18 protein-coding genes and 1 riboswitch are annotated in these 20,137 nt (G+C 65.1%); of the genes, 8 read left to right on the plus strand and 10 right to left on the minus strand.

The window, feature by feature from the left end; all coding sequences use genetic code 11:
• Positions 1-8 precede the first annotated feature (8 nt).
• Positions 9-1,406, minus strand: a complete 1,398-nt coding sequence (locus V6657_RS23105) for an MdtA/MuxA family multidrug efflux RND transporter periplasmic adaptor subunit (protein WP_048935829.1) — start codon at positions 1,404-1,406, stop codon at positions 9-11.
• A 243-nt stretch (positions 1,407-1,649) separates the two neighbouring features.
• Here V6657_RS23105 and V6657_RS23110 point away from each other — a divergent pair, with 243 nt between their 5' ends.
• The 3 genes from V6657_RS23110 (at position 1,650) to V6657_RS23120 (ending at position 4,193) form a co-directional block, all read left to right on the plus strand.
• The gene (locus V6657_RS23110) at positions 1,650-2,390 is read left to right on the plus strand and encodes a response regulator (protein WP_021192659.1); all 741 of its coding nucleotides are present in this window, start codon (positions 1,650-1,652) and stop codon (positions 2,388-2,390) included.
• The gene (locus V6657_RS23115) at positions 2,374-3,675 is read left to right on the plus strand and encodes an ATP-binding protein (RefSeq protein ID WP_048935830.1); all 1,302 of its coding nucleotides are present in this window, start codon (positions 2,374-2,376) and stop codon (positions 3,673-3,675) included. The genes V6657_RS23110 and V6657_RS23115 overlap by 17 nt, the downstream gene beginning before the upstream one ends.
• 95 nt (positions 3,676-3,770) lie before the next feature.
• The gene (locus V6657_RS23120; protein ID WP_048935831.1) at positions 3,771-4,193 is read left to right on the plus strand and encodes a DUF333 domain-containing protein; all 423 of its coding nucleotides are present in this window, start codon (positions 3,771-3,773) and stop codon (positions 4,191-4,193) included.
• Positions 4,194-4,266: 73 nt separating this feature from the next.
• Here V6657_RS23120 and V6657_RS23125 read toward each other — a convergent pair whose 3' ends face one another.
• A complete protein-coding gene (locus tag V6657_RS23125) occupies positions 4,267-5,922 on the minus strand; it encodes a glycosyltransferase family 39 protein (RefSeq protein ID WP_048935832.1) in 1,656 nt (551 codons plus the stop codon).
• Positions 5,923-6,092: 170 nt separating this feature from the next.
• Between V6657_RS23125 and V6657_RS23130 the strand changes: the two genes are divergently transcribed.
• Positions 6,093-7,052 carry a LysR family transcriptional regulator gene (locus V6657_RS23130; protein ID WP_048935833.1) on the plus strand — a complete coding sequence of 320 codons (960 nt, stop codon included), beginning with the start codon at positions 6,093-6,095 and terminating at the stop codon, positions 7,050-7,052.
• Here V6657_RS23130 and V6657_RS23135 read toward each other — a convergent pair.
• Genes V6657_RS23135 through V6657_RS23145 form a run of 3 tightly spaced genes read right to left on the minus strand, consistent with a single transcriptional unit; the run spans position 7,046 to position 10,119 of the window.
• Positions 7,046-7,972 carry a glyoxylate/hydroxypyruvate reductase A gene (locus tag V6657_RS23135; protein WP_048935834.1) on the minus strand — a complete coding sequence of 309 codons (927 nt, stop codon included), beginning with the start codon at positions 7,970-7,972 and terminating at the stop codon, positions 7,046-7,048. The genes V6657_RS23130 and V6657_RS23135 overlap by 7 nt on opposite strands.
• Before the next feature lie 3 nt (positions 7,973-7,975).
• The gene (locus V6657_RS23140) at positions 7,976-8,776 is read right to left on the minus strand and encodes a class II aldolase/adducin family protein (RefSeq protein ID WP_048935835.1); all 801 of its coding nucleotides are present in this window, start codon (positions 8,774-8,776) and stop codon (positions 7,976-7,978) included.
• A 23-nt stretch (positions 8,777-8,799) separates the two neighbouring features.
• Positions 8,800-10,119, minus strand: coding sequence for an MFS transporter (locus tag V6657_RS23145; protein ID WP_048935836.1), 1,320 nt, complete (start codon positions 10,117-10,119; stop codon positions 8,800-8,802).
• A 379-nt stretch (positions 10,120-10,498) separates the two neighbouring features.
• Between V6657_RS23145 and V6657_RS23150 the strand changes: the two genes are divergently transcribed.
• Positions 10,499-11,722 (plus strand): Zn-dependent hydrolase, encoded by a 1,224-nt coding sequence (locus V6657_RS23150; protein ID WP_082170310.1) that lies wholly within the window; start codon positions 10,499-10,501, stop codon positions 11,720-11,722.
• A gap of 92 nt (positions 11,723-11,814) precedes the next feature.
• A riboswitch (FMN riboswitch) is annotated at positions 11,815-11,969 on the plus strand.
• Between the two features lie 120 nt (positions 11,970-12,089).
• Positions 12,090-12,815 carry a 3,4-dihydroxy-2-butanone-4-phosphate synthase gene (ribB, locus tag V6657_RS23155; protein WP_048935838.1) on the plus strand — a complete coding sequence of 242 codons (726 nt, stop codon included), beginning with the start codon at positions 12,090-12,092 and terminating at the stop codon, positions 12,813-12,815.
• A 35-nt stretch (positions 12,816-12,850) separates the two neighbouring features.
• Here the strand turns inward: ribB and V6657_RS23160 are convergent, their stop codons facing one another.
• The 5 genes from V6657_RS23160 to V6657_RS23180 all read right to left on the minus strand — a co-directional run bounded on the left by V6657_RS23160 (position 12,851) and on the right by V6657_RS23180 (position 17,738).
• Entirely contained in the window at positions 12,851-13,477 is a 627-nt protein-coding gene (locus V6657_RS23160; RefSeq protein ID WP_048935839.1) for a bifunctional 4-hydroxy-2-oxoglutarate aldolase/2-dehydro-3-deoxy-phosphogluconate aldolase, read from the minus strand.
• Positions 13,478-13,515: 38 nt separating this feature from the next.
• A complete protein-coding gene (locus V6657_RS23165; protein WP_048935840.1) occupies positions 13,516-14,868 on the minus strand; it encodes a gluconate:H+ symporter in 1,353 nt (450 codons plus the stop codon).
• 91 nt (positions 14,869-14,959) lie between these two features.
• On the minus strand, positions 14,960-15,346 hold the full coding sequence (locus tag V6657_RS23170) for a RidA family protein (RefSeq protein ID WP_009240594.1): 387 nt from the start codon (positions 15,344-15,346) through the stop codon (positions 14,960-14,962).
• A 35-nt stretch (positions 15,347-15,381) separates the two neighbouring features.
• Positions 15,382-16,866 (minus strand): amidohydrolase family protein, encoded by a 1,485-nt coding sequence (locus tag V6657_RS23175; protein ID WP_048935841.1) that lies wholly within the window; start codon positions 16,864-16,866, stop codon positions 15,382-15,384.
• A gap of 2 nt (positions 16,867-16,868) precedes the next feature.
• Positions 16,869-17,738: a MurR/RpiR family transcriptional regulator gene (locus V6657_RS23180; protein ID WP_048935842.1), complete on the minus strand. Its 870-nt coding sequence runs from the start codon at positions 17,736-17,738 to the stop codon at positions 16,869-16,871.
• A gap of 151 nt (positions 17,739-17,889) precedes the next feature.
• On the opposite strand from V6657_RS23180, the gene V6657_RS23185 reads away from it, so the two are divergent.
• Positions 17,890-19,167: an amino acid deaminase gene (locus tag V6657_RS23185; RefSeq protein WP_048935843.1), complete on the plus strand. Its 1,278-nt coding sequence runs from the start codon at positions 17,890-17,892 to the stop codon at positions 19,165-19,167.
• Positions 19,168-19,180: 13 nt separating this feature from the next.
• Positions 19,181-20,107: a sugar kinase gene (locus tag V6657_RS23190; protein ID WP_048935844.1), complete on the plus strand. Its 927-nt coding sequence runs from the start codon at positions 19,181-19,183 to the stop codon at positions 20,105-20,107.
• Positions 20,108-20,137: the final 30 nt, after the last annotated feature.

The raw sequence follows: 20,137 nt of genomic DNA on the forward strand, positions 1-20,137 counted from the left end.
GGCACGGCTTACTGCTTGGCGGCCGGCGCGGATGCACCACCCTGGCCACGGCGGTGGCGTTGGCCTTGCCCACCCTGTTGGGCCTGGCCCGCAGCAGGCGCACTTGCCGCATTGGCCGCGCCGGGCTGGATCACTTCTACCGGTGCGCCGTCGCGCAGCTTGTCGGCCCCGTCAATGACCACGCGCTCGCCGGGTTGCAGGCCAGAGGTGATCGAGACACGCTCGCCTTCGGTCACGCCCAGCTTGACCACGCGCAGCGTCACGTTGCTGTCCTGGCCCACGATGTAGACGAACGTGCCTTGCGTGCCGCGCTGGATGGCGGCGCCCGGCACGATCACCTGGTCGTGCAGCGTATCCACGCGCATGCGCACGTTCACAAACTGGTTGGGGAACAGCGCAGCGTTCTGGTTCGGGAACTGCGCCTTCAGTTTGACCGTGCCGGTGGTGTTGTCGATGGTGTTGTCCACCGTCATGAGCATGCCGTGCGCGAGCACCGTGGTCTGGGCGCGGTCCCAGGCATCCACCGGCAGCTTGTCGCCGGACTGCAGGCGCGGCATGACCTTGGGCAGGTTGTCTTCGGGGATGGAGTAGATGACCGTCATCGGGTCGATCTGCGTGATGACGACGATGCCGTTGGTGTCCGACGCATGCACGATGTTGCCCGGGTCCACCTGGCGCAGGCCCACGCGGCCCGACACCGGCGCAGTGATGCGCGTGTACGAGAGCTGCACGCGGGCGTTGTCGACGTTGCCCTGGTCCAGCTTGACGGTGCCTTCGTACTGGCGCACCAGCGAGGCCTGGGTGTCGACCTGTTGCTTGGCGATGGAGTCCTGCGCAGCCAGCGTCTGGTAACGCTGCAGGTCGAGCTTGGCGTTCTGCAGCAGGGCCTGATCGCGGGCAAGCTGGCCCTGTGCCTGCAGCAGTTGCGCCTGGTAAGTGGCCGGGTCGATTTCAGCCAGCAGGTCGCCGGCCTTCACGTTCTGCCCCTCGGTAAAGTGGATGCGAACAAGCTGGCCGTCCACACGGCTCTTGACGGTCACGTTGGCCACGGGCGTCACGTTGCCCAATGCCGAGATCACCACATTGATATCACCCTTGGCGGCGGTGGCCACCATCACGGGCATCGGCTTGTTGGCCATGGCTGCGCCGCGTCCGCCCGGGCCACCTCGGCCTGCGCCGCCAGGGCCGCCGGCGTTGCGGTGCGTTGCGTGCCAGACCGCGTAGCCGATCAACACCACAATGACGAGCACCACCCAGATGCCCCAGCGTCGGCGCTTGCCACCTTCGCGCGGCGGCGGCAGCAGCGTCGGCGAGACTCCATCGCGCGTCTCTTGCGTGCCGTGCTCCGCATCTTTGTGGCCGGCGTTCTTGTTGTTGCCGCGTTCAGGGTCCATCGCCTCGGACATGTCGTGCTTCCTGGTTGGATCAATATGGGGACGAGCGCACATGATAACCGGCGCCTATTTCAGTCAGACCGCAGCTTAAAGGCATCGTCTTTGCGCAGAATTAGTCGCGCGGTGGGTTGTATTACGTCAGATTACAAACCCATTCTGCTGTTACCGCGAGAAACAATATGACGTCAGTGCATAGACGCTTCGCGCGCGTGACAATCGTTATCATGAGCACACTTTCAAGCGCCTTCCCCAGACATGAGCGGCACCAAGATCCTGGTCGTCGATGACGACGTCGAACTGCGCGACCTGCTGCGCGAATACCTGACCCAGCAGGGCTTTGCCGTGTCCGTCATGCACGACGGTGATGGCCTGGCCGCCCGGCTCGAGCGCGAGCGCCCGGCGCTCGTGGTGCTTGACCTGATGATGCCCAAGGTGGATGGCCTGTCGGCCCTGCGCGACCTGCGCGCCCGCAACGACGACGTGCCGGTCATCCTGCTCACCGCTCGCAGTGACGAAATCGACCGCATCATCGGCCTGGAGATCGGCGCGGATGATTACCTGGGCAAGCCGTTCTCGCCGCGGGAGCTGTTGGCGCGCATCAACGCCGTGCTGCGCCGCCGCCAAGCGGTGCCGGCCTCCGCACCGGAAGACCGTGACAGCTTCGCGTTCGGCCCGTTCAAGCTCAACTTCCGCATGCGCACGCTGTTTCGCGGCGATCGCGCGCTGTCCATCAGCGACACCGAGTTTGCGCTGCTCAAGCTGCTGATTGCGCATGCCATGCAGGTGCTGACGCGCGAGCACATCGTCGAGCTGATGTATGGCCCGGGCAGTGGTGTGTCTGACCGCGGGATCGACGTGCAGATCTGGCGCCTGCGCCGTGTGCTGGACGAGGATGCCCAGCGCCCGCGTTACATCCAGACCGTGCGCGGCCGCGGCTACACCTTTGTGCCGGACGAGCGGGAAGAGCAGGAAGTGCGCGATGAAGTTCAAGGCTAGATTCGATACGCCGCGGTTTGACACCCTTTTTGGCCGGTTGGCCGGGCTGATCGTGGTGGTGCTGGTGCTGAGCCATTTTTCGTGGCTTGGCGTGCTGCGTACCGAACGGCGCGAGCGGCAGTACCAGGCGTCGGTTGATCAGATGGCGTTCCAGTTGCAGGCGTTCCAGGCGGTAATGGAAGGCCACCTGCACGTGAAGCTGCCCGATCTGGTGACCGAAACCAATGACGCGCCCCCCAACGACACGCTGTCGGCGTCCGACAAATCCGCCGAGCTGGCGCGGCAACTCGCACGCCGCCTGCCTGCCGGCACGGAGCTTCGGCTGGAAGCGTCGGCCACGCCTCGGGTCTACGTGCGCTTTCCGCAGCGCGACAAATGGATCGCCATGCCGCTCGTATGGGTGCATGCGCCACCTACCATCTCGGCGGTGGTGCCGGGCGTGATGGTGGTGCTGGCGATTGCCATTGCGTTCTCGTTGTTCGCGGCGTGGCAGATCCAGCGCCCGGTGCGCGCACTGGCCGAGGCTGCCGGTGCACTGGCACGGCGCCGCTATGTGGCGCCGCTCAAGGAGCGCGGCCCGTACGAGTTGCGCCAGTTGACCGATCAGTTCAACCACATGGCCGCAGACTTGTCCGCCACGGACGAAGAGCGCAACACCATGCTGGCCGGCATTGCGCATGATCTGAAAACACCGCTCTCACGCCTGCGCCTGCGTGCCGAGATGCTGGCTGACCAGAAGGCCGGCGCCGGCATCGAGCGCGATGTCGAATCCATGTCGGCCATCGTCGAGCAGTTTCTCGCCTATGCGCAGAGTGGCGACAGCGAGGCACGCGAGGTGGCGGTCGATCGCCATCTGCGTGGGCTGGTGCAGCCGTTTGCGGAGCAGGGCAAGCATGTTGCGCTGGACTTGCACGCGGGAGACCGCTTCCGCCTCAAGCCGACGCACCTGGAGCGCATCGTCGTCAATCTGCTCGACAACGCGTTTGCTTACGGTGCGCAGCCCGTCAACGTGTGTACGGCATCGGATGAGCGCGGCTTTACGCTCACGGTGGAAGACCACGGCGCGGGCATCCCCTCGGCCGATTTTGATCGGGTGATGCGCCCATTCGTCCGCCTGGACCCGGCGCGCGGCGGCAACGCGCACTGCGGGCTGGGCCTGGCGATTGTCGACCGGCTGGTGCGGCATCTTGGTGGCGACCTGTCGATCGGGCCGGCTGCGAGCGATGCGCCGACGCCGGGTTTTCGCGTCACCATGCGGTTTCCCCTGCCAGCTGCGGCAGCCTGACCGTCTGACATACGGACCGGCGGTTTCGTAAGCTATCCTTAGGCGGTCAAGCACGCCGGTTGCGTGCGCAGCACTGGAACCCCGGGAGGAAACGCATGGATCGCGCAGTCTGTCTCGCCACGGTTGTTGAGGATGTCGGCCAAGGCCGCCGCGCTGCCGTTGTTGCCGCGTTGATGCTGGCAATGGGACTGACGGCCTGCTCGTCGCCGATGCCGCCCTGGCAGCCGCCGCGCACGACCATCCAGCCGGCGCCGCCGCCCATGTCGTCCCCTGTTTCGCAGCCGCCGGTCGCGCGGCCTTCACCGGTGGTACCGGCCACGCCGCCTGCTGGCACAGCAACGGAGCCGCCGCGCTCCAATGTCGGCATGGCCAATCCTGCTTCGGAGTATTGCCTGCAGCGTGGTGGGCAGCTTGAGTTTTCCACCCGCGCCAATGGCACCGAAGTTGGCACCTGCGTGAGCCCTGGCGGAGACGAGTGCGAGGAGTGGGCGTTCCTGCGCGGCAGTTGCACGTGGTAACGCGTCGCGCACCATGAAAACAGGGCCGCAGATGCGGCCCTTTGTTTTTGCGTTCGCGAGGCGTCGCGCGTGCTTACCGGCGCGCTACCACCACCTTGTCGGCGGATTCGGCCACCAGGCGCATCGGTACGCCAGCGGCTTGCAGCTTTTGCCATGTCATGCGACGCATGAAGGCGTAGGCGGGCGGGCCGTCGGTCCAGCGCTTGATCCATTCGTCCGTGGTGGCGACCACCTTGTTCGGCTCCAGGCCGGCGCCCATTTCCAGCTCGTCAAAACCGGAAACCAGCGTCATCGGGCGGCCCAGGTAGTAGATGGCGGTCTGGTCCAGCCACTCGACCGAGTAGAACGGCATCTCGGCGGGAATCGGCCCGACGGCGTGTTGCGTCTTCTCGATGACGTCACGCGCGGAAAGCGCATCGCGGAAGATCTCGGTTGCGTTGAGCACGCGATCCCAGCAGAACAGGGCGGAGAGCGACAGCACGATCACCGCCAGCGTGTGCCGCTGCCAGCGCAGGGCCGCCAATGCTGCCACCGTGCCGATGGCCAGCATGGCCATCACACTGCGCAGTACCGGCATGGCTTGCGCCACTTGCTCGGCCGGCATCTTGGCGCCCGCCTTGGCGCCAATCAGGGGCACCGCAAACCACAGCCCGATGGCGACCAGCAGGTTCACGCCCAGCGCCCATGCCACGGCGCGGGTCGGCATCTTCTCCAGTGCCAGCGCCAGGATGATCGCCAACGCAGGGAAGGCCGGCACGATGTAGCCCGGCAGCTTGGAGCTCGAGACCGAGAAGAACAGGAAGATCATCGCCGTCCAGGCGATCGACCAGCGCATCAGATCGAACTCCCGCGTGCCGACAAACAGATCGGCCACGCGCCCAATGCGTCTGCCAATTGCCGTGAAGAGCAGTGGCGTCCACGGCAGCAGCCCGGCTGCACCCACCGCGATGAAGTACCACCACTTGCCGCTGCGATGGTGCTCGTTGGTGAGGAAGCGCTGGAAGTGCTCGTGGATAAAGAAGAAATCGAAAAACTCGGGATTGCGCTGCTGCACGATCACGAACCAGGGCACCGTGGCGATCAGGTACAGCGCCAGACCCGGCAGCCAATGCATGCGGCGGATCAGCGCCCAGTTGCGCGTCATCAGCAGGTAGGCCACACCGATCAGCCCTGGCAGCACCAGCCCGATCAGGCCTTTGGTGAGCGTGGCGCCAGCCAGCGCCAGCCACACCACCAGCATCCAGCCCAGACGCCCACCACGCGATGCGCCTGGCCGTTGCGCCAGCGCGAAACCGCACGCGCCAACGGTCAGGAAGAAGCCCACGCCCATGTCGAGCGTGATGACCTGTCCGAACAGCAGATACAGCAACGACGAGGCGAGGATCGCCGCGCCCGTTGCCGCCGCGCGTCCACCGCGGTAGACCGCCAGCGTCCACGCCGTCATGACGATGCCGCCCAGGCCGAACAGCAGCGGCCACAGGCGCGCACCCCAGGCATTGATGCCGAACGCCTGGAAGGTGGCGGCCGTCGTCCAGTACTGCAGGGGCGGCTTTTCGAAATACTTGAGATCGTTCAGGCGCGGTGTCACCCAATCGCCCGAGACCACCATCTCGCGAGGGATCTCCGCATAGCGGCCCTCATCGGGGCGGAACAGGGTGGAGCGCTGGAACAGGTCGTCCGTCCACAGCGCGAGGAACATGGCGATGAGCGCAACGACAATCAGCGCCATCCAAGGCGAGCGGCGGGAGGGAGTAATGCGGGATTCCATGCTGGGGTGAACTTCGCGGGCACGGTCGGAAAGGCTAGGATTCTAGTCCATGCCGGGTTAGCGCACGGTTAGCCGCTGGCATATGGCTTGCAATGGCCGAATCCTCCCAATCCCCCAACGCAATTCGCCCCATGAGCAAGACCAAGCTCGACACCTACCTCAACGACCGCCTCGACTGGAATTTGCTGCGTACCTTCCTCGCCATTGCGCGGGAACGCAGCATCAGCCGTGCCGCAACACGCCTGCACCTGACGCAGCCCGCCGTGAGCCAGGCACTCAAGCGGCTCGAAGACCAGCTCGGCCTGCAACTGATCGATCGCCAGGCCAACCCGATTGAGATTACCCGCGCGGGCGAGGAAGTCCGCCAGATTGCCGAAGAGGTCTACGGCACCATCTCGCGCCTGTCGCAAGCCAGCGGAGAGGGTGGGCACGAGATTGCCGGCATGGTGCGTGTGGCCATCGTCAGCGGCTTGGACTTTCCTGACTACGACGCGTTTCTCGGGCGCTTCCACCGAGACTATCCGCGCATCGAACTCGAATGCCAGGAAATGCGTAGCGCCGATGTGGTGCGCAGCCTGGAGCTGCGCACGGCCACGCTGGGCCTGTCACCCAAGCGCGCGCTGCCCAAGAAGATCGAGCACCGGCTGTTCTTGCGCCAGCGCTACGCCTTGTTCTGCGGGCAGTACCACCCGCTGTTCGGCAAGGCGGATGTGCAGATTGCCGATCTGGCTGGCGAGAAATTCGTCTCCTTCACTGGGGACAAGATTGGCGATCCGCTTTCGATGCTGACGTTCTTCCGCGACGAGATGGGCCTGACGGGCCAAGTGGTTGGCTCGTCATCGAGCATGTGGGAAGTGCGGCGGCTGATCGTGGCGGGATTCGGCATCGGTTGCCTGCCCGAGCACGTGGCGCAGGACGACGTGGAGCAGGGCCGTCTGCAACGCTTGCCACCCGAAGGCGGCGTGGCCGATGTCGACATGCACCTGCTCTGGATGGCCGACCGCAAGTTCAGCGCGGCGGAAGCGGCATTCCTGGAAGCGCTGCATCGCTTTATCGATGCGCGCTATCCGGAAACAGCGGGTAGTCAGTAACCGCGCGAGACGTCGACGACGTTGGCGAGCGCCTCGCCGTTGAGCAGGCGCCGCACATTCTGTGCGACCTGTACGCCAATCGTGTCAGCGCTGGCGACCGACGCCATGTGCGGCGTGACAATCAGGTTGGTTGCGCGCCAGAGTGGGTCATCCGCCGGCAGCGGCTCGTTGGGGAACACGTCGACGATGGCGCCGCCGAGGTGCCCGCTTTGCAGCGCTTCCAGCAGATCGGCCGCGACAAGATGTTCACCGCGCCCCACATGAATCAGCCTGGCGCCGGGCTTGAGCCGCGCGAAGGTGTTGCCATTCAGCAGGCCGCGCGTCGCATCGGTGAGCGGCAGCAGGCAGATCAGGATGTCGGTCCCTTCCAGGAACATCGGCAGGCCAGCCTCGCCGCAATACACGCCAATGCCCGGCAGATCACGCGATTGCCGCGCCCAGCCGCGCACGTTGAAGCCGAGACGGTGCAGTTCTCCTGCTACGTGCGAGCCGATCTCTCCCAGGCCCATCACGCCGACGGTGCAGGTTGACGGATGCTGCTGCGCCGGCCGGAACCACGTTGCGCTGCGCTGGTTGGCCAGCACGCGGTGCAACTGCCGGTGGAAATGCAGCACGCCCCAGGTGATGAACTCCGCCATGCCACGCGCGTGCTGTGGGTCGACCACGCGGCACAGCGGCACGGTGGGCAAGGTGGGATCAACAAGGATGTTGTCGACGCCGGCCGCAATGCTGTGCACAAGGCGCACGTGCGGCATCGCGGCGATGGCGCCTTCCGGTGGGTTCCAGCAGACAGCGACTTCCGCATCCTGCGCGGCGGGCTCGCCGTACATGCGCACGTCCAGTTCCGGGGCCGCGCGCAGGATGGAGGACACCAGGTGCGACATGTCGTAGTCGCGGCTGATGAGGGCGAGGGTGGTCATACGTCAGCTCCGGTAGTCGGAGCGGGAGGTGTCGATCAGCCGCAGCGCCGCAAGCCATGCACGGCGTGCGATGACGGGCGACTCTTCCCGATTGAACTGCGCGGCGGTGCGTTGGCGCACCTCTTCCGGCGGAAAGCGCAGCGGCGTACCCCCGGCCAGCGCCTGGATCTGTGCCTGGCAAGCGCGTTCGAGAAAGTAGATCTCGTGGAATGCATCCGCGGCTGTGTTGCCACCCGCCAGCAGACCGTGGTTGCGCAGGATCATCGCCTTGTGCTGGCCGAAATCACACACGAGGCGTTCGCGCTCGCCCAGGTCCAGCGCGATGCCCTCGTAGTCGTGATACGCGAGCTTGCCGTAGAACTTCAGCGCGTGTTGACTGATCGGTAGCAGGCCATGCTCTTGCGCAGAGACCGCAATGCCCGCCGCCGTGTGCGTGTGCACCACGAAATGCAGGTCCTCACGCGCGGCGTGGATGGCTGAGTGGATCGTGAAACCAGCTGCATTGACGGCGTAGTGCTCTGGGTCCGCATCAGCGCGTTCGTCGATGACGTTGCCGTCCAGATCGATCTTCACGAGATCCGACGCGCGCATCTCGCCAAACAGCACGCCGTAGCGGTTGATGAGGAAGGTCGGGCGTCCGTTCTCGTCGGGCAGGCGCGCGGTGATGTGCGTGTCGATCATGTCCGTCATGCGGAAATGGTCGATCAGCCGGTACAGCGCGGCGAGGTCGGTGCGGACCTGCCATTCGGCTTCAGAGAACGCCGCCGGGCGGCGCGTGTGCAGCGAAACGTGTTGGGCTTCCATGGGAATGCGTGTGAGGGAAGACATCAGTTCGTGGCAAGTGCGGCTGCTTGTTCTGGCTGCTTGCCGTCGCGATAGCGGCCCAGGCCGATGATGCCGATGAGCGAGATCGCGGAAAGGACGGTGAAGAACAGCGCCAGCGGTAGCCATTCGCCCTTGTAGCGCTCGGCCAGCATCGTGCCGATCAGCGGCGTGGTGCCGCCCGCGATCATGGTGCAGACCTGATAGGCGATCGAAATACCGGAGTAGCGCACGCGCGTCGGGAATGCCGGCGTCATGAAGCCCGCAATCACCGCATACACGGCCGACAGCGTGACCACCGCCAGCGTGATGCCTGCCACCATCGCCACGGGGTTCTGCGTGCTCACCAGCAGGAACATCGGATACGGCGTGAGCATCGAGATGAACGCGGCCCACGTCAGGAAACGCGTATCGCCGTAGCGTTGCGCCAGCAGCGCCGACACCGGCTGCGACAGCAACTGCAGGATCGTCACGACGAACAGGCAATCGAGAATCAACGCCTTCGACATGCCCAGGTACGTGGTCACGTACGAGATCATGAACGTGTTGGTGAAGAAGAAGCCCGCCGAGCCGATCGTGGTGGCCATGGCCGCCAGCACGATCGGGCGCCACGCCGTGCGCAGCACTTCGCCCACCGGGTTCTTGAGCACCTCGTTGTTCTGCTTCATGCGCTCGAACTCAGGCGATTCCTTCACGCCCATGCGGATCGCCACCCCCACCAGCAGCAGGATGAAGCTCGCCAGGAACGGCAAGCGCCAGCCCCACGTGATGAAGCTCTCATGATCGAGCGACGACACCAGCCGGAACGACAGCAGCGACAGGATCAACCCCACCGGGCTGCCCATCTGTGGGAACGACGCAAAGAACACGCGCTTGGCTTTCGGTGCGTGTTCACTCGCCATCAGCACCGCGCCGCCCCATTCGCCGCCCACCGCAATGCCCTGCAGCACGCGCAGCAGCACCAGCAGGATCGGCGCCCAGACGCCGATGGTCGCGTAGCCCGGCAGCAGGCCGATGCCCGTGGTGGCAATGCCCATCAGGAACATCGTCACCAGCAGCATTTTCTTGCGGCCGATGCGGTCGCCCAGATGGCCGAACACGGCACCCGACAGCGGCCGCGCGATAAAGCCCACAAAGAACGTCGCGAACGACGCCATCGTGCTCAGGAAGTGGTTGCTGCTCGGGAAGAACACCTCGCCAAGCACGAGCGCCGCGGCGGTGGCGTAGGTGTAGTAGTCGTAGAACTCGACGGCGGTGCCGATGAAGGCGGCGGTGGCCGCGCGCACCGGCTGGTGCGTCACCGTGGATGGTTGTGCTGCTGACATGGGGCGTCCTCCTTTATTGGGCGTGCCCGCCGCCACGCCGCCGGCGTTCGTGCGCCGGTCTGTGCCGTGGAGGCGGGGTGTCGGTCGTCAGCCGATGCTGCCATTTATGCGCATCCACGCAGATGCCGGCAAATTCGCATTTTTGATTCCCCGTATTAGCCGTGCTTATGCCCTTGGGTTGGGCGCTGGCCGCTGTGATTGCGCCATCGCGGTGCGAGCGCTTGGCAGATCCATGACCTCATGCATGCTTCGCGCCAACGGTATTTGCCTGATTTATATGCCGGATAAACATTCGCAATTTGACGCGTCTTCTCCCGCTGCCAGATAAAGACGCCCAGATGCGCCGAGCCGGTCGGCGTGCATGCGAAGGAATGGAGACATGTTGAAGGTCAATGGGGCGCGGCTGTGGTCGAGCCTGATGGAAATGGCAGCGGTGGGCGGCACGCCCAAGGGCGGTGTGCGGCGTCTGGCGCTCACGGAAGAAGACGCAGCAGGCCGCGCGTTGTTTGCACGCTGGTGCGAAGCGGCTGGTATGACGCTCAGCACCGATCGCGTCGGCAACCTGTTTGCGCGCCGTGCGGGCAAGTCGGCTGATGCACGACCAGTGGCCAGCGGTAGCCACCTCGACACGCAGCCGGAAGGCGGTCGCTTTGATGGTGTGTACGGCGTGTTGGCCGCACTGGAGGTTGTGCGCACGCTCAACGACGCGCGGGTCGAAACCAACAAGCCCATCGAGATCGTCGTGTGGACCAACGAGGAAGGCGCGCGCTTCACGCCGGCCATGCTCGGCTCCGCCGCGTTTGCCGGCGTGATGCCGCTCGACCAAGCGCTGACTTCGCGCGATGCGCAGGGCGTTTCAGTTGCGGATGCCTTGGCGGCGACGGGTTACGCAGGCGAACGCGCCATCCCCGGTGAGCCGTTCGATACGTACTTCGAGGCGCATATCGAGCAAGGCCCGATCCTGGAGGAGAACGGTGTGCCGATCGGCGTCGTCACGGGCGGGCAGGCCATCCGCTGGCTCGACGTGCGCGTGCAGGGGCAGGCCGCGCATGCCGGCACTACACCGATGCGCTTCCGTCGCGATGCACTGTTCGCTGCGGCCGAGATGGCGGCTTCGCTGGAAGCGCTGGTCGATGACTTTGCGCCACGTGGCTTGGTCACGGTTGGTGAGATCGGCATCCGCAATGCGTCGCGCAACACCATCGCCGCTGACCTGACCTTCACCGTCGATCTGCGCCACCACGACGACGCCCGTATCGCGGAAATGGAAGCCGCGCTGCGTGGGCGTTTTGCTGAGGTTGCCGCGCGCCGTGGCCTGACCGTGCAGATCGACCAGCATTGGGTGAGCCCCGCCACGCCGTTCGATGCCGCCTGCGTGAAAGCCGTGGCCGATGCGGTGGCGGCACTCGACTACCCGCACCAGCGCATCGTGAGCGGCGCGGGGCACGACGCCATCCACATCGCCAAGCATTGCCCGACGGCGATGATCTTTATCCCGTGCGTCAACGGCCTGAGCCACAACGAGGCCGAAGATGCGCTGCCCGAAGACGTCACGCGCGGTGCCGACGTGTTGCTGCATGCCATGTTGGCGCGGGCGAAGTGAGTAGCGCATCGCTTTTCCCGACCCGTCAGTAGGGTCGATGCATTGCAACTTGTTGCGGTAGCATGACGCCTGCCGGCAATCCTGCCGGTGCAGTACGTCTTCAGGGCGGGGTGGAATTCCCCACCGGCGGTATGCGGACCTTGGTCCGTGAGCCCGCGAGCGCCCGATATGCACCTGCATATCGGGGTCAGCAGATCCGGTGAGATGCCGGGGCCGACGGTCAGAGTCCGGATGGAAGAAGATGTGCGGAACAACACGCTCCCGCTACTGGGGCGCGCTTGGCCTTTGCCAGGTGTGCCGCTGCACGGGCGTGTTTGTCTGCTTGCCCTGGAACGTCTTGTCGCCAATCTCAGCGAGGAGCGTTTCCATGTTGTCCACTCAGCAATCTCCTGTAGTTCACCCGCCCGCATTGCCCACCAGCAATGGGATTCTTGACGCCATCGAAGCCCGCTTTGATCCGGCCGACATGCCTGCACGCATGGCGGCTGCACTCGATGCGGCGCGGCTTGGCGTGCCCGTCGTTGTGCTCGACGACGCCGACCGAGAGAACGAGGCCGACCTCATCGTTGCCGCCGACAAGCTCACGCAGGCCAGCATGGCCATGCTGATCCGCGAGTGCAGCGGCATCGTCTGCCTGTGCCTGACGGCGGAGAAGAGCGCATCGCTCGGCCTGCGCCCGATGGTGGAAGACAATCGCAGCCAGTACGGCACGGCGTTCACCGTGTCGATTGAGGCGCGTACGGGCGTGAGCACCGGCGTGTCGGCGGCGGACCGCATCACGACCATTCGCGCGGCCACTGCGCCGGATGCCGATACGCAATCGGTCGTCAGCCCCGGGCATGTGTTCCCGCTGGTGGCGAAGGAGGGTGGGGTGCTCACGCGGCGCGGCCATACCGAAGGCTCGGTCGACCTGGCGCGTCTGGCGGGCTTGCCGCCCGCTGCGGTGCTATGCGAACTGATGCTGCCCGACGGCACCATGGCGCGCCGTGACGACGCGGTGCGCTTTGCCGATCAGCACAACCTGCCGGTGCTGACCATTGAGGACATCGTCCAGTATCGGGAACAGATGGAGCGCGCGGTCAGTTTTGCTTGATGCGGAAACCGGCCGCGCGAGAGAGGAGAGGTTGATTACCGCTTGAGCGCGGCCGCTTCCTTGGCGAGCGCCGTGATGCCTGCCCAGTCGCCGGCAGCGACCTTGTCCTTGGGCACCATCCACGAGCCGCCCACGCACACCACGTTGGGCAGCGCGAGGTAATCGGGTGAGCTCTGCGGCGTGATGCCGCCCGTGGGGCAGAAACGCACGTCGCCGAACGGGCCGTAGATCGACTTGAGCATCGGGATGCCGCCTGCCGCTTCCGCCGGGAAGAACTTCAGCGTGGTCAGGCCAAACTCCAAGGCTGTGATCAACTCGGAAGGCGTGGCGATGCCCGGCAGCCAATCGAGGCCGACATCGGCCTGCGCCAGTGCCAGCGCAGCCGTGATACCCGGCGATACGGCAAACACAGCACCGGCTTCTTTCGCCTGCGCAAAGTGCTCCGGCCGCGTAAGCGTGCCGGCACCAACGATGGCGTCGCTGCCCAGGTCCTTGGCAACCGCGCTGATCACATCCAGCGCCACCGGCGTGCGCATCGTGATCTCGAACGTGCGGATACCGCCTTCGTACAGCGCGCGGCACACCTTGACGCCTTCATCGACAGATTGGAACTGCAGCACCGGAATGACTGGGCCGGCCTTGACGACGGAATCGATACCCACAACGTTCTCCTAGATCAACTTCACATCAACAGAACAGCTTAAACGATGGTCGACAGCGCCAGCGTCAGCAGCAGCGCCACGACCGAGATGATGGTTTCCAGCACCGTCCACGTCTTGAAGGTTTCCGGCACGGTCAGGTTGAAATACTCCTTCACCAGCCAGAAGCCGCCGTCGTTCACATGCGACAGGATCAGCGAGCCGGCGCCGGTTGCCAGCACCATCAGCTCCGGACGAACAGCGGCACCCGACGCAGCAGCGATGGGGGCGACGATGCCGCAGGCGGTGGTCATGGCCACGGTGGCCGAGCCGGTGGCGATACGGATCATCACGGCGACAACCCAGCCCAGCAGCAACGGCGACAGGTGCGCATCCGTGGCCACGCCCACGATGGCCTTCGACACGCCCGAGTCACGCAGGATCTGGCCGAAGCCGCCGCCTGCACCCACCACCAGCGTGATGGTGGCGATCGGCGCCAGGCACTCGTTGGTGAACTTGAGGATGGCCTCACGGTTGAAGCCGCGCGCCTTGCCGAACGTATAGAAGCTCACCAGCGCGGCGATCAGCAGCGCCATGACCGAGTTGCCGGCCAGCTTGAGGATATCGTTGGCCAGCGTCTTGGGCGTGGCGATCAGGTCCGCCCAGCTGCCGATCAGCATCAGCACCACCGGCAGCAGGATCGTGAACAGCGTGATGCCGAAGCCCGGCAGTTCGCGCTTCTGGTCGGCTTCAACGAACTGCGCGGCCAGCGGGTTGTTTTCATTCGGCTTGACGTAGCGCGAAACGAGCATCGCCCACACCGGACCCGCCAGGATGGCAGTCGGCAGGCCGACGATCAACGCATACATGATGGTCTTGCCGATGTCCGCCTGGTAGGCCGTCACGGCCAGCAGCGCAGCCGGGTGCGGGGGGATCAGGCCGTGCACCACCGACAGGCCTGCCACCATCGGCAGGCCGACCATCAGGATCGGCGTGCCCGTGCGCTTGGCCACGTTGAAGGCAATCGGAATCAGCAGCACGAAACCGACTTCAAAGAACACCGGCAAGCCGATGATGAAGGCCACCACCATCATTGCCCAGTGCGCGTTTTTCTCGCCAAAGGCGCTGATGAGCGTTTTGGCGATGCGCTCGGCACCACCGGATTCCGCCATCATCTTGCCGAGCATGGTCCCCAAGCCCACCACCAGCGCAATGTGGCCAAGCGTGTTGCCCACGCCGGTTTCGAACGCCTTGACGATGCCGCCCATCGGCATGCCGACCACCACGCCCAGCGCGAGCGAGACGACGATCAGCGTAACGAACGGGTTCAGTTTCTGGACGGCGATCAGGTAGATCAGCGCGACCACCGCCAACGCGGCGGTTAGCAATAGCGAGTTGCCTTGCATCGGGACCATCGGGTTTCCTCCTCAGGGATATTCACGGCTCTTGTTGTTGAGACGCCCCGTCGTGCAGGGCGCCTCTTTTGAAATGCGCTTGTGTTGCGAACTACGGCTTCTTGTACGCCACGCAATCGACTTCGACCTTGCAGTCGATCACCATGCTCGACACCACGCACGCCCGAGCGGGCGGGTTGGCGCCGAAGTACTCCTTGAACACCTTGTTGAACGACTGGAAATCACGCGGATCATCCAGCCACACGCCGCAGCGCACGACGTGCTCGGGGCCGTAGCCCGCTTCGGCCAGGATGGCCAGCACGTTCTTGATAGTCTGGTGCGACTGCTCGACGATGCCGTTGCCGACTACCTCGCCGTTCACCATGGGCGTCTGGCCCGAGACGAACAGCCAGCCGTCTGCGCCGGCTGCGCGGGCAAAGGGGAGGTGCTGGCCACCGGTGCCGGTGCCGCCTTCAACGCCAATTCGGGTAATCGTCATCGCTACGTTCCTTTCTTTCAAGCAGATACAGAGATTCAGTGAAGCTCAACGGCGGCGGCTGCCTGTGCACGCGGCCCGCGCTTGAGGAAGCGCCCGGCGCGATGCGGCTGCACAGCGCCATCCTGATACGACAGATGGCCGTTCACCCAAACCGCCGCAATGCCGGCCGCCGGTTGCTGCGGATCGGTAAAGGTGGCGACGTCGCGCACCGTTTCGGGGTCGAACAGCACGAGGTCGGCCCAGTAACCTTCGCGTACCAGGCCACGCTCGGTCAGGCCGAAGCGCTCGGCAGACTGGCCCGTCATCTTCCGAATGGCCGCTGACAGGGAGAGCAGTTTGCGCTCGCGGCTGTAGTAGCCGAGCACGCGCGGGAAGGCGCCCCACAGGCGCGGATGCGGCTTCGGATCGTTCGGCAGGCCGTCGGAGCCGATCACCGTGGCCGGGTGCGTGATGATGCGGTCCAGGTCTTGCGCCGACATGTTGTGGTACACCGCGCCCGCCGGTTGCAGGCGGCGGGCGGCTTCCATCAGGTCAGTGCCCCAGGCAGCGGCGATCTCCTTGAGCGTTTGCCCAGCCATGCCCGGCTCAGGTTCCGACCACGTGATGAAGATGTCGAATTCGTCCGTCACCTGCTTCAGGTCCAGCGTGGATGAGCTGGCGGTATACGGATAGCAATCGCAGCCCACCGGCTGATAGCGCTGGGCACCTTCGATTGACTCCAGCACTTCGCCCGCACGGCCCCAGTTGGCGGCGCCCGCGCACTTCAGGTGGGAGATCACGATGGGCACGCGCGCGTGCTTGCCGATACGGTAGGCCTCCTCCATCGCGTCGAGAATCGCGGCGAATTCGGTACGCAGATGCGTGGTGTAGATGGCGCCGGCTTCAGCCAGCGGCTCGGCAAGGCCCATCACCTCTTCGGTGGTCGACGCAAACGCGTTGGCGTAGGCCAGGCCGGTGGACAGTCCCAACGCTCCGTTGTCGAGCGCCTCGCGCAGTTGCGTGCGCATGCCTTCGACTTCGTCGGCGGTGGCGGGGCGGTCGAGGCGGTCCAAGTGGTTGTTGCGCAGCGCCGTGTGACCAACCAGCGCGGCCACGTTGACGGCCGGCTGCGCACGCTCAACGGCATCTACATACGACGCAAAGGTCGGATACGCAAACGCACTGGTGGGCCCCAGCAGGTTCATCGGGTCCGGCGGATCGCCCTTGAGCGTGGCGGGCGACGCGCTGATCCCGCAGTTGCCGACGATGACCGTGGTGATGCCCTGCGACACCTTGGGCAGCATGTCGGGCGTGCGGATCACGTTGGTGTCGTCGTGCGTATGCACGTCGATGAAGCCGGGGGCCAGCACACGGCCCTCGCCGGCGATCTCTTCGTCGCCCAGCCACGCGGTGGAATCCGACGTGGCGATGGCAGCGATGCGCCCATCGGTGATGGCCACGTCAAACAACGTGGCCTCGGGCTCGTGGCCGCTGCCGTCGACGATGCGGACCTGGCGGATGACGGTGTCGTACTGCTGCATGTTCAATCCCCAAGCGGCTGGCGGTTGCCGCCGCCGCGATGCGCATCGAGCACGTACTTGATGCGCCGTAAGAGCTCCTTGCTGCGATCGGCCTGCCGCAGTGCGACCTCCGTCGCCAGCAGGTCGATCATCATCATCATGGCGTAGCGCGATGACGACGGCTTGAAGATGAAATCGGTCTCCATGGCCTGGATCGGCAGCAAGACATCGGCCAGCGCCGCCACCGGCGAACCGATGGCCGTGATGGCCACGATCTTGGCGCCGTATTCGCGCGCGATGGTCACGCTGTCGATCACCTCCGGCACGTGGCCGGTCACGGAGAACACGACCACCACGTCGTCCGGACTGAGCGTGGCCGCGACCATCCGCTGCAGCATCGAATCATGATAGGTGGTGACTGGCCGTCCCAGGCGGGCGAGGCGGTAGCGCATCTCGTCGGCCATGGTGGTCGAGCCGCCGCCCATGCCGAACACGGCGATCATGCGGGCCACGGCCAGTGCCTCGGCGGCGGCGCGGAAGGCCTCGGGCCGCACCAGTGCGCGATTGGCTTCGAGCACGTTGCTGATGTCAGCCAGGATGCCGTCGGCGCTGGAGGGCGGGCGATCGGCGCCGCCATCCAGAAAGCGCTGGCCGACTGCGGCTGCCTGCGCTAGCTTGAGTTTGAGTTCACGCACGTCGCGGCAACCCATGGCCTTGGCAAAACGGGTGACGCTGGCTTCGCTTACGCCGGCGCGTTCGGCCAGCGTCTGGATGCTGCCGGCGGCCGCTTCGGCAATGTCGCCCAGCACCGTTTGCGCGACCTTCTGCTCAGCGGGACGCAACTCGGCGGCACGCTGAGAGATTCGGGTGACGATGTCCATCGGTTCGCGCATTGGTTCAAGCATGCTGGGCTCCCGGTAGTTGTCCGGATAGCTGCGATCGGGGTGTTTTGGTACTTTGTAACAGGCTGGCCCGGAGAATAGTTTCGCCGCTATCATTGTGTCAACCCGATGTTTACCCCCAAAGGAACGCGAGTCGATTTCCATGAGTGATACAAAGTACCAAGGAGACACCAACGCCGTCGTCAACCCGCTCGACAAGGGTTTGGGTGCGTTGGAAGCCGCTTGCGCGCCGGAGCAGATCGCTGCGCAGCGCTGGAACGTATTGAGCGAAGACCTGAACCTGCCGGTGGCAGTGCTTTCGCAGTCGCGCCTGGAACACAACCTGGCCTGGATGCAGCGTTTTGTGGGCGAATACGGCGTCAAGCTGGCACCGCACGGCAAGACGACGATGGCGCCGCGCCTGTTCCAGCGCCAACTGGAGGGTGGCGCCTGGGGCATCACGCTGGCAACGGCACACCAGACGCGCGTTGCCTACGCGCATGGCGTGCGTCGCGTGCTGATGGCCAATCAGTTGGTCGGCAAGCGCAACATGGCGATCCTGGCGGAGCTGCTGGCCGATCCGTCGTTCGAATTTTTCTGCCTGGTGGATGCGGCGGATCAAGTGGATCAACTCGCGGCCTTCTTTGGCAAGGCGGGCCATCCGATCCAGGTGCTGATCGAGCTGGGCGTGCAGGGCGGCCGTACCGGTGTGCGCGATGAGGCGCAACTGCAATCGGTGCTGGATGCGCTCACGCGTGCCAATGGCGCCGTCAAGCTGGCGGGCGTGGAAGTGTATGAAGGCGTGATCAAGGAAGAGGCCGACATCCGTGCCTTCCTGCAGCGCGCCGTGAAGGTGATTGGTGATCTCGCAAAGGCTGGCCGCCTGCAACGCACGCCCGCCGTGCTGACCGGTGCCGGTTCAGCCTGGTACGACGTGGTGGCCGAAGAATTTGCCAAGACCGAGATCGGCCAGCCGCTGGACGTGGTGCTGCGCCCCGGCTGCTACCTGACGCACGACGTCGGCATCTACAAAGCCGCGCAGGCCCGTATCGACGCCAACAACCCGATCGCGCACAAGATGCGCTCCAGCCTGCTGCCCGCGCTGCAACTGTGGGCCTACGTGCAATCGGTGCCGGAAGGCGAGCGCGCCATCGTGGCGCTGGGCAAGCGCGATGCGGCCTTCGATGCCGGCCTGCCGTTGCCGGTGCTGCATTTCCGTCCGGGTGACAAGGCACCGTCGGCCACGCCTGCGCATTGGGAAGTGACCGGCATGATGGATCAGCACGCCTACCTGAAGATCGCCCCGGGCGACGACATCAAGGTCGGCGACATGATCGCCTTCGACATCTCGCACCCGTGCCTGACGTTCGACAAGTGGCGCCAGATTCCCGTCATCGACGATGCATACAACGTCGTCGACGTGGTGCAGACGTACTTCTGAGCAGAGCACGCATATGGCAGACATCCTCGCCTATGGCGAAGCGCTGATCGAGTTCAACCAGGCGGATTCCGGCAGCACGTCGTGGAACTTCGGCTTTGGCGGTGATACGTCCAACTTTTGCATTGCTGCGGCACGGCAGGGCGCACGCACCGGCTACATCAGCGCGGTGGGTGGTGACCGCTTCGGCCAGGCGCTGCGTGCGTTGTGGCAAGCGGAGGGCGTCGATCACACCTACGTGCATACCGATGCGCAGGCGCCGACCGGCCTGTACTTCGTCTCGCACGATGCGCGTGGCCATCACTTCGACTACCTGCGCGCGGGTTCCGCTGCCAGCCGTTTCCAGACGGCACAACTGCCGCTGCAGGCGATTGCGGCGGCCAAGGCGTTCCACCTGTCGGGCATCAGCCTGGCGATCAGCGATACGGCTTGTGATGCTGGCCTGGCGGCGATGTCGCATGCGCAGGCGTCAGGCGTGCTGGTGTCGTTCGATACCAATCTGCGCTTGCGCCTGTGGCCGCTGGCCCGCGCTCGCGCGGTGATGCGCGAGGCCATGCGCACGTGCGACCTGTGCTTGCCGAGCTGGGATGACGTGACCGTGCTGCTTGACTGTCATGACCGTGATGGCATCGTCGATACGCTGCTCGGCTGGGGCGTGAAGCTGGTGGCGCTCAAGATGGGTGCGGAAGGCTGCTATGTGGCGACGCCCGAGTCGCGCACGCTGGTGCCGCGGCATACGGTGGATGCCATTGATGCGACTGGAGCGGGGGATTGCTTTGGTGGCTCGTTTGTTGCGCGTATTGTGGCGGGGGATTCGCCGATTGAAGCCGCGCGCTATGCCAATGTGGCTGCAGCCATTTCGACCACCGGCTATAGCGCCGTTGCGCCGATTCCGCGTGCGGATGCTGTGCGTGCGGCGTTGGCTTTGGGGCGGGCTGCTTAGATTGATGTTGGTGGTGCGCCGGTGTTTCGT

This window comes from Ralstonia sp. RRA, assembly GCF_037023145.1.
GTDB lineage: Bacteria > Pseudomonadota > Gammaproteobacteria > Burkholderiales > Burkholderiaceae > Ralstonia.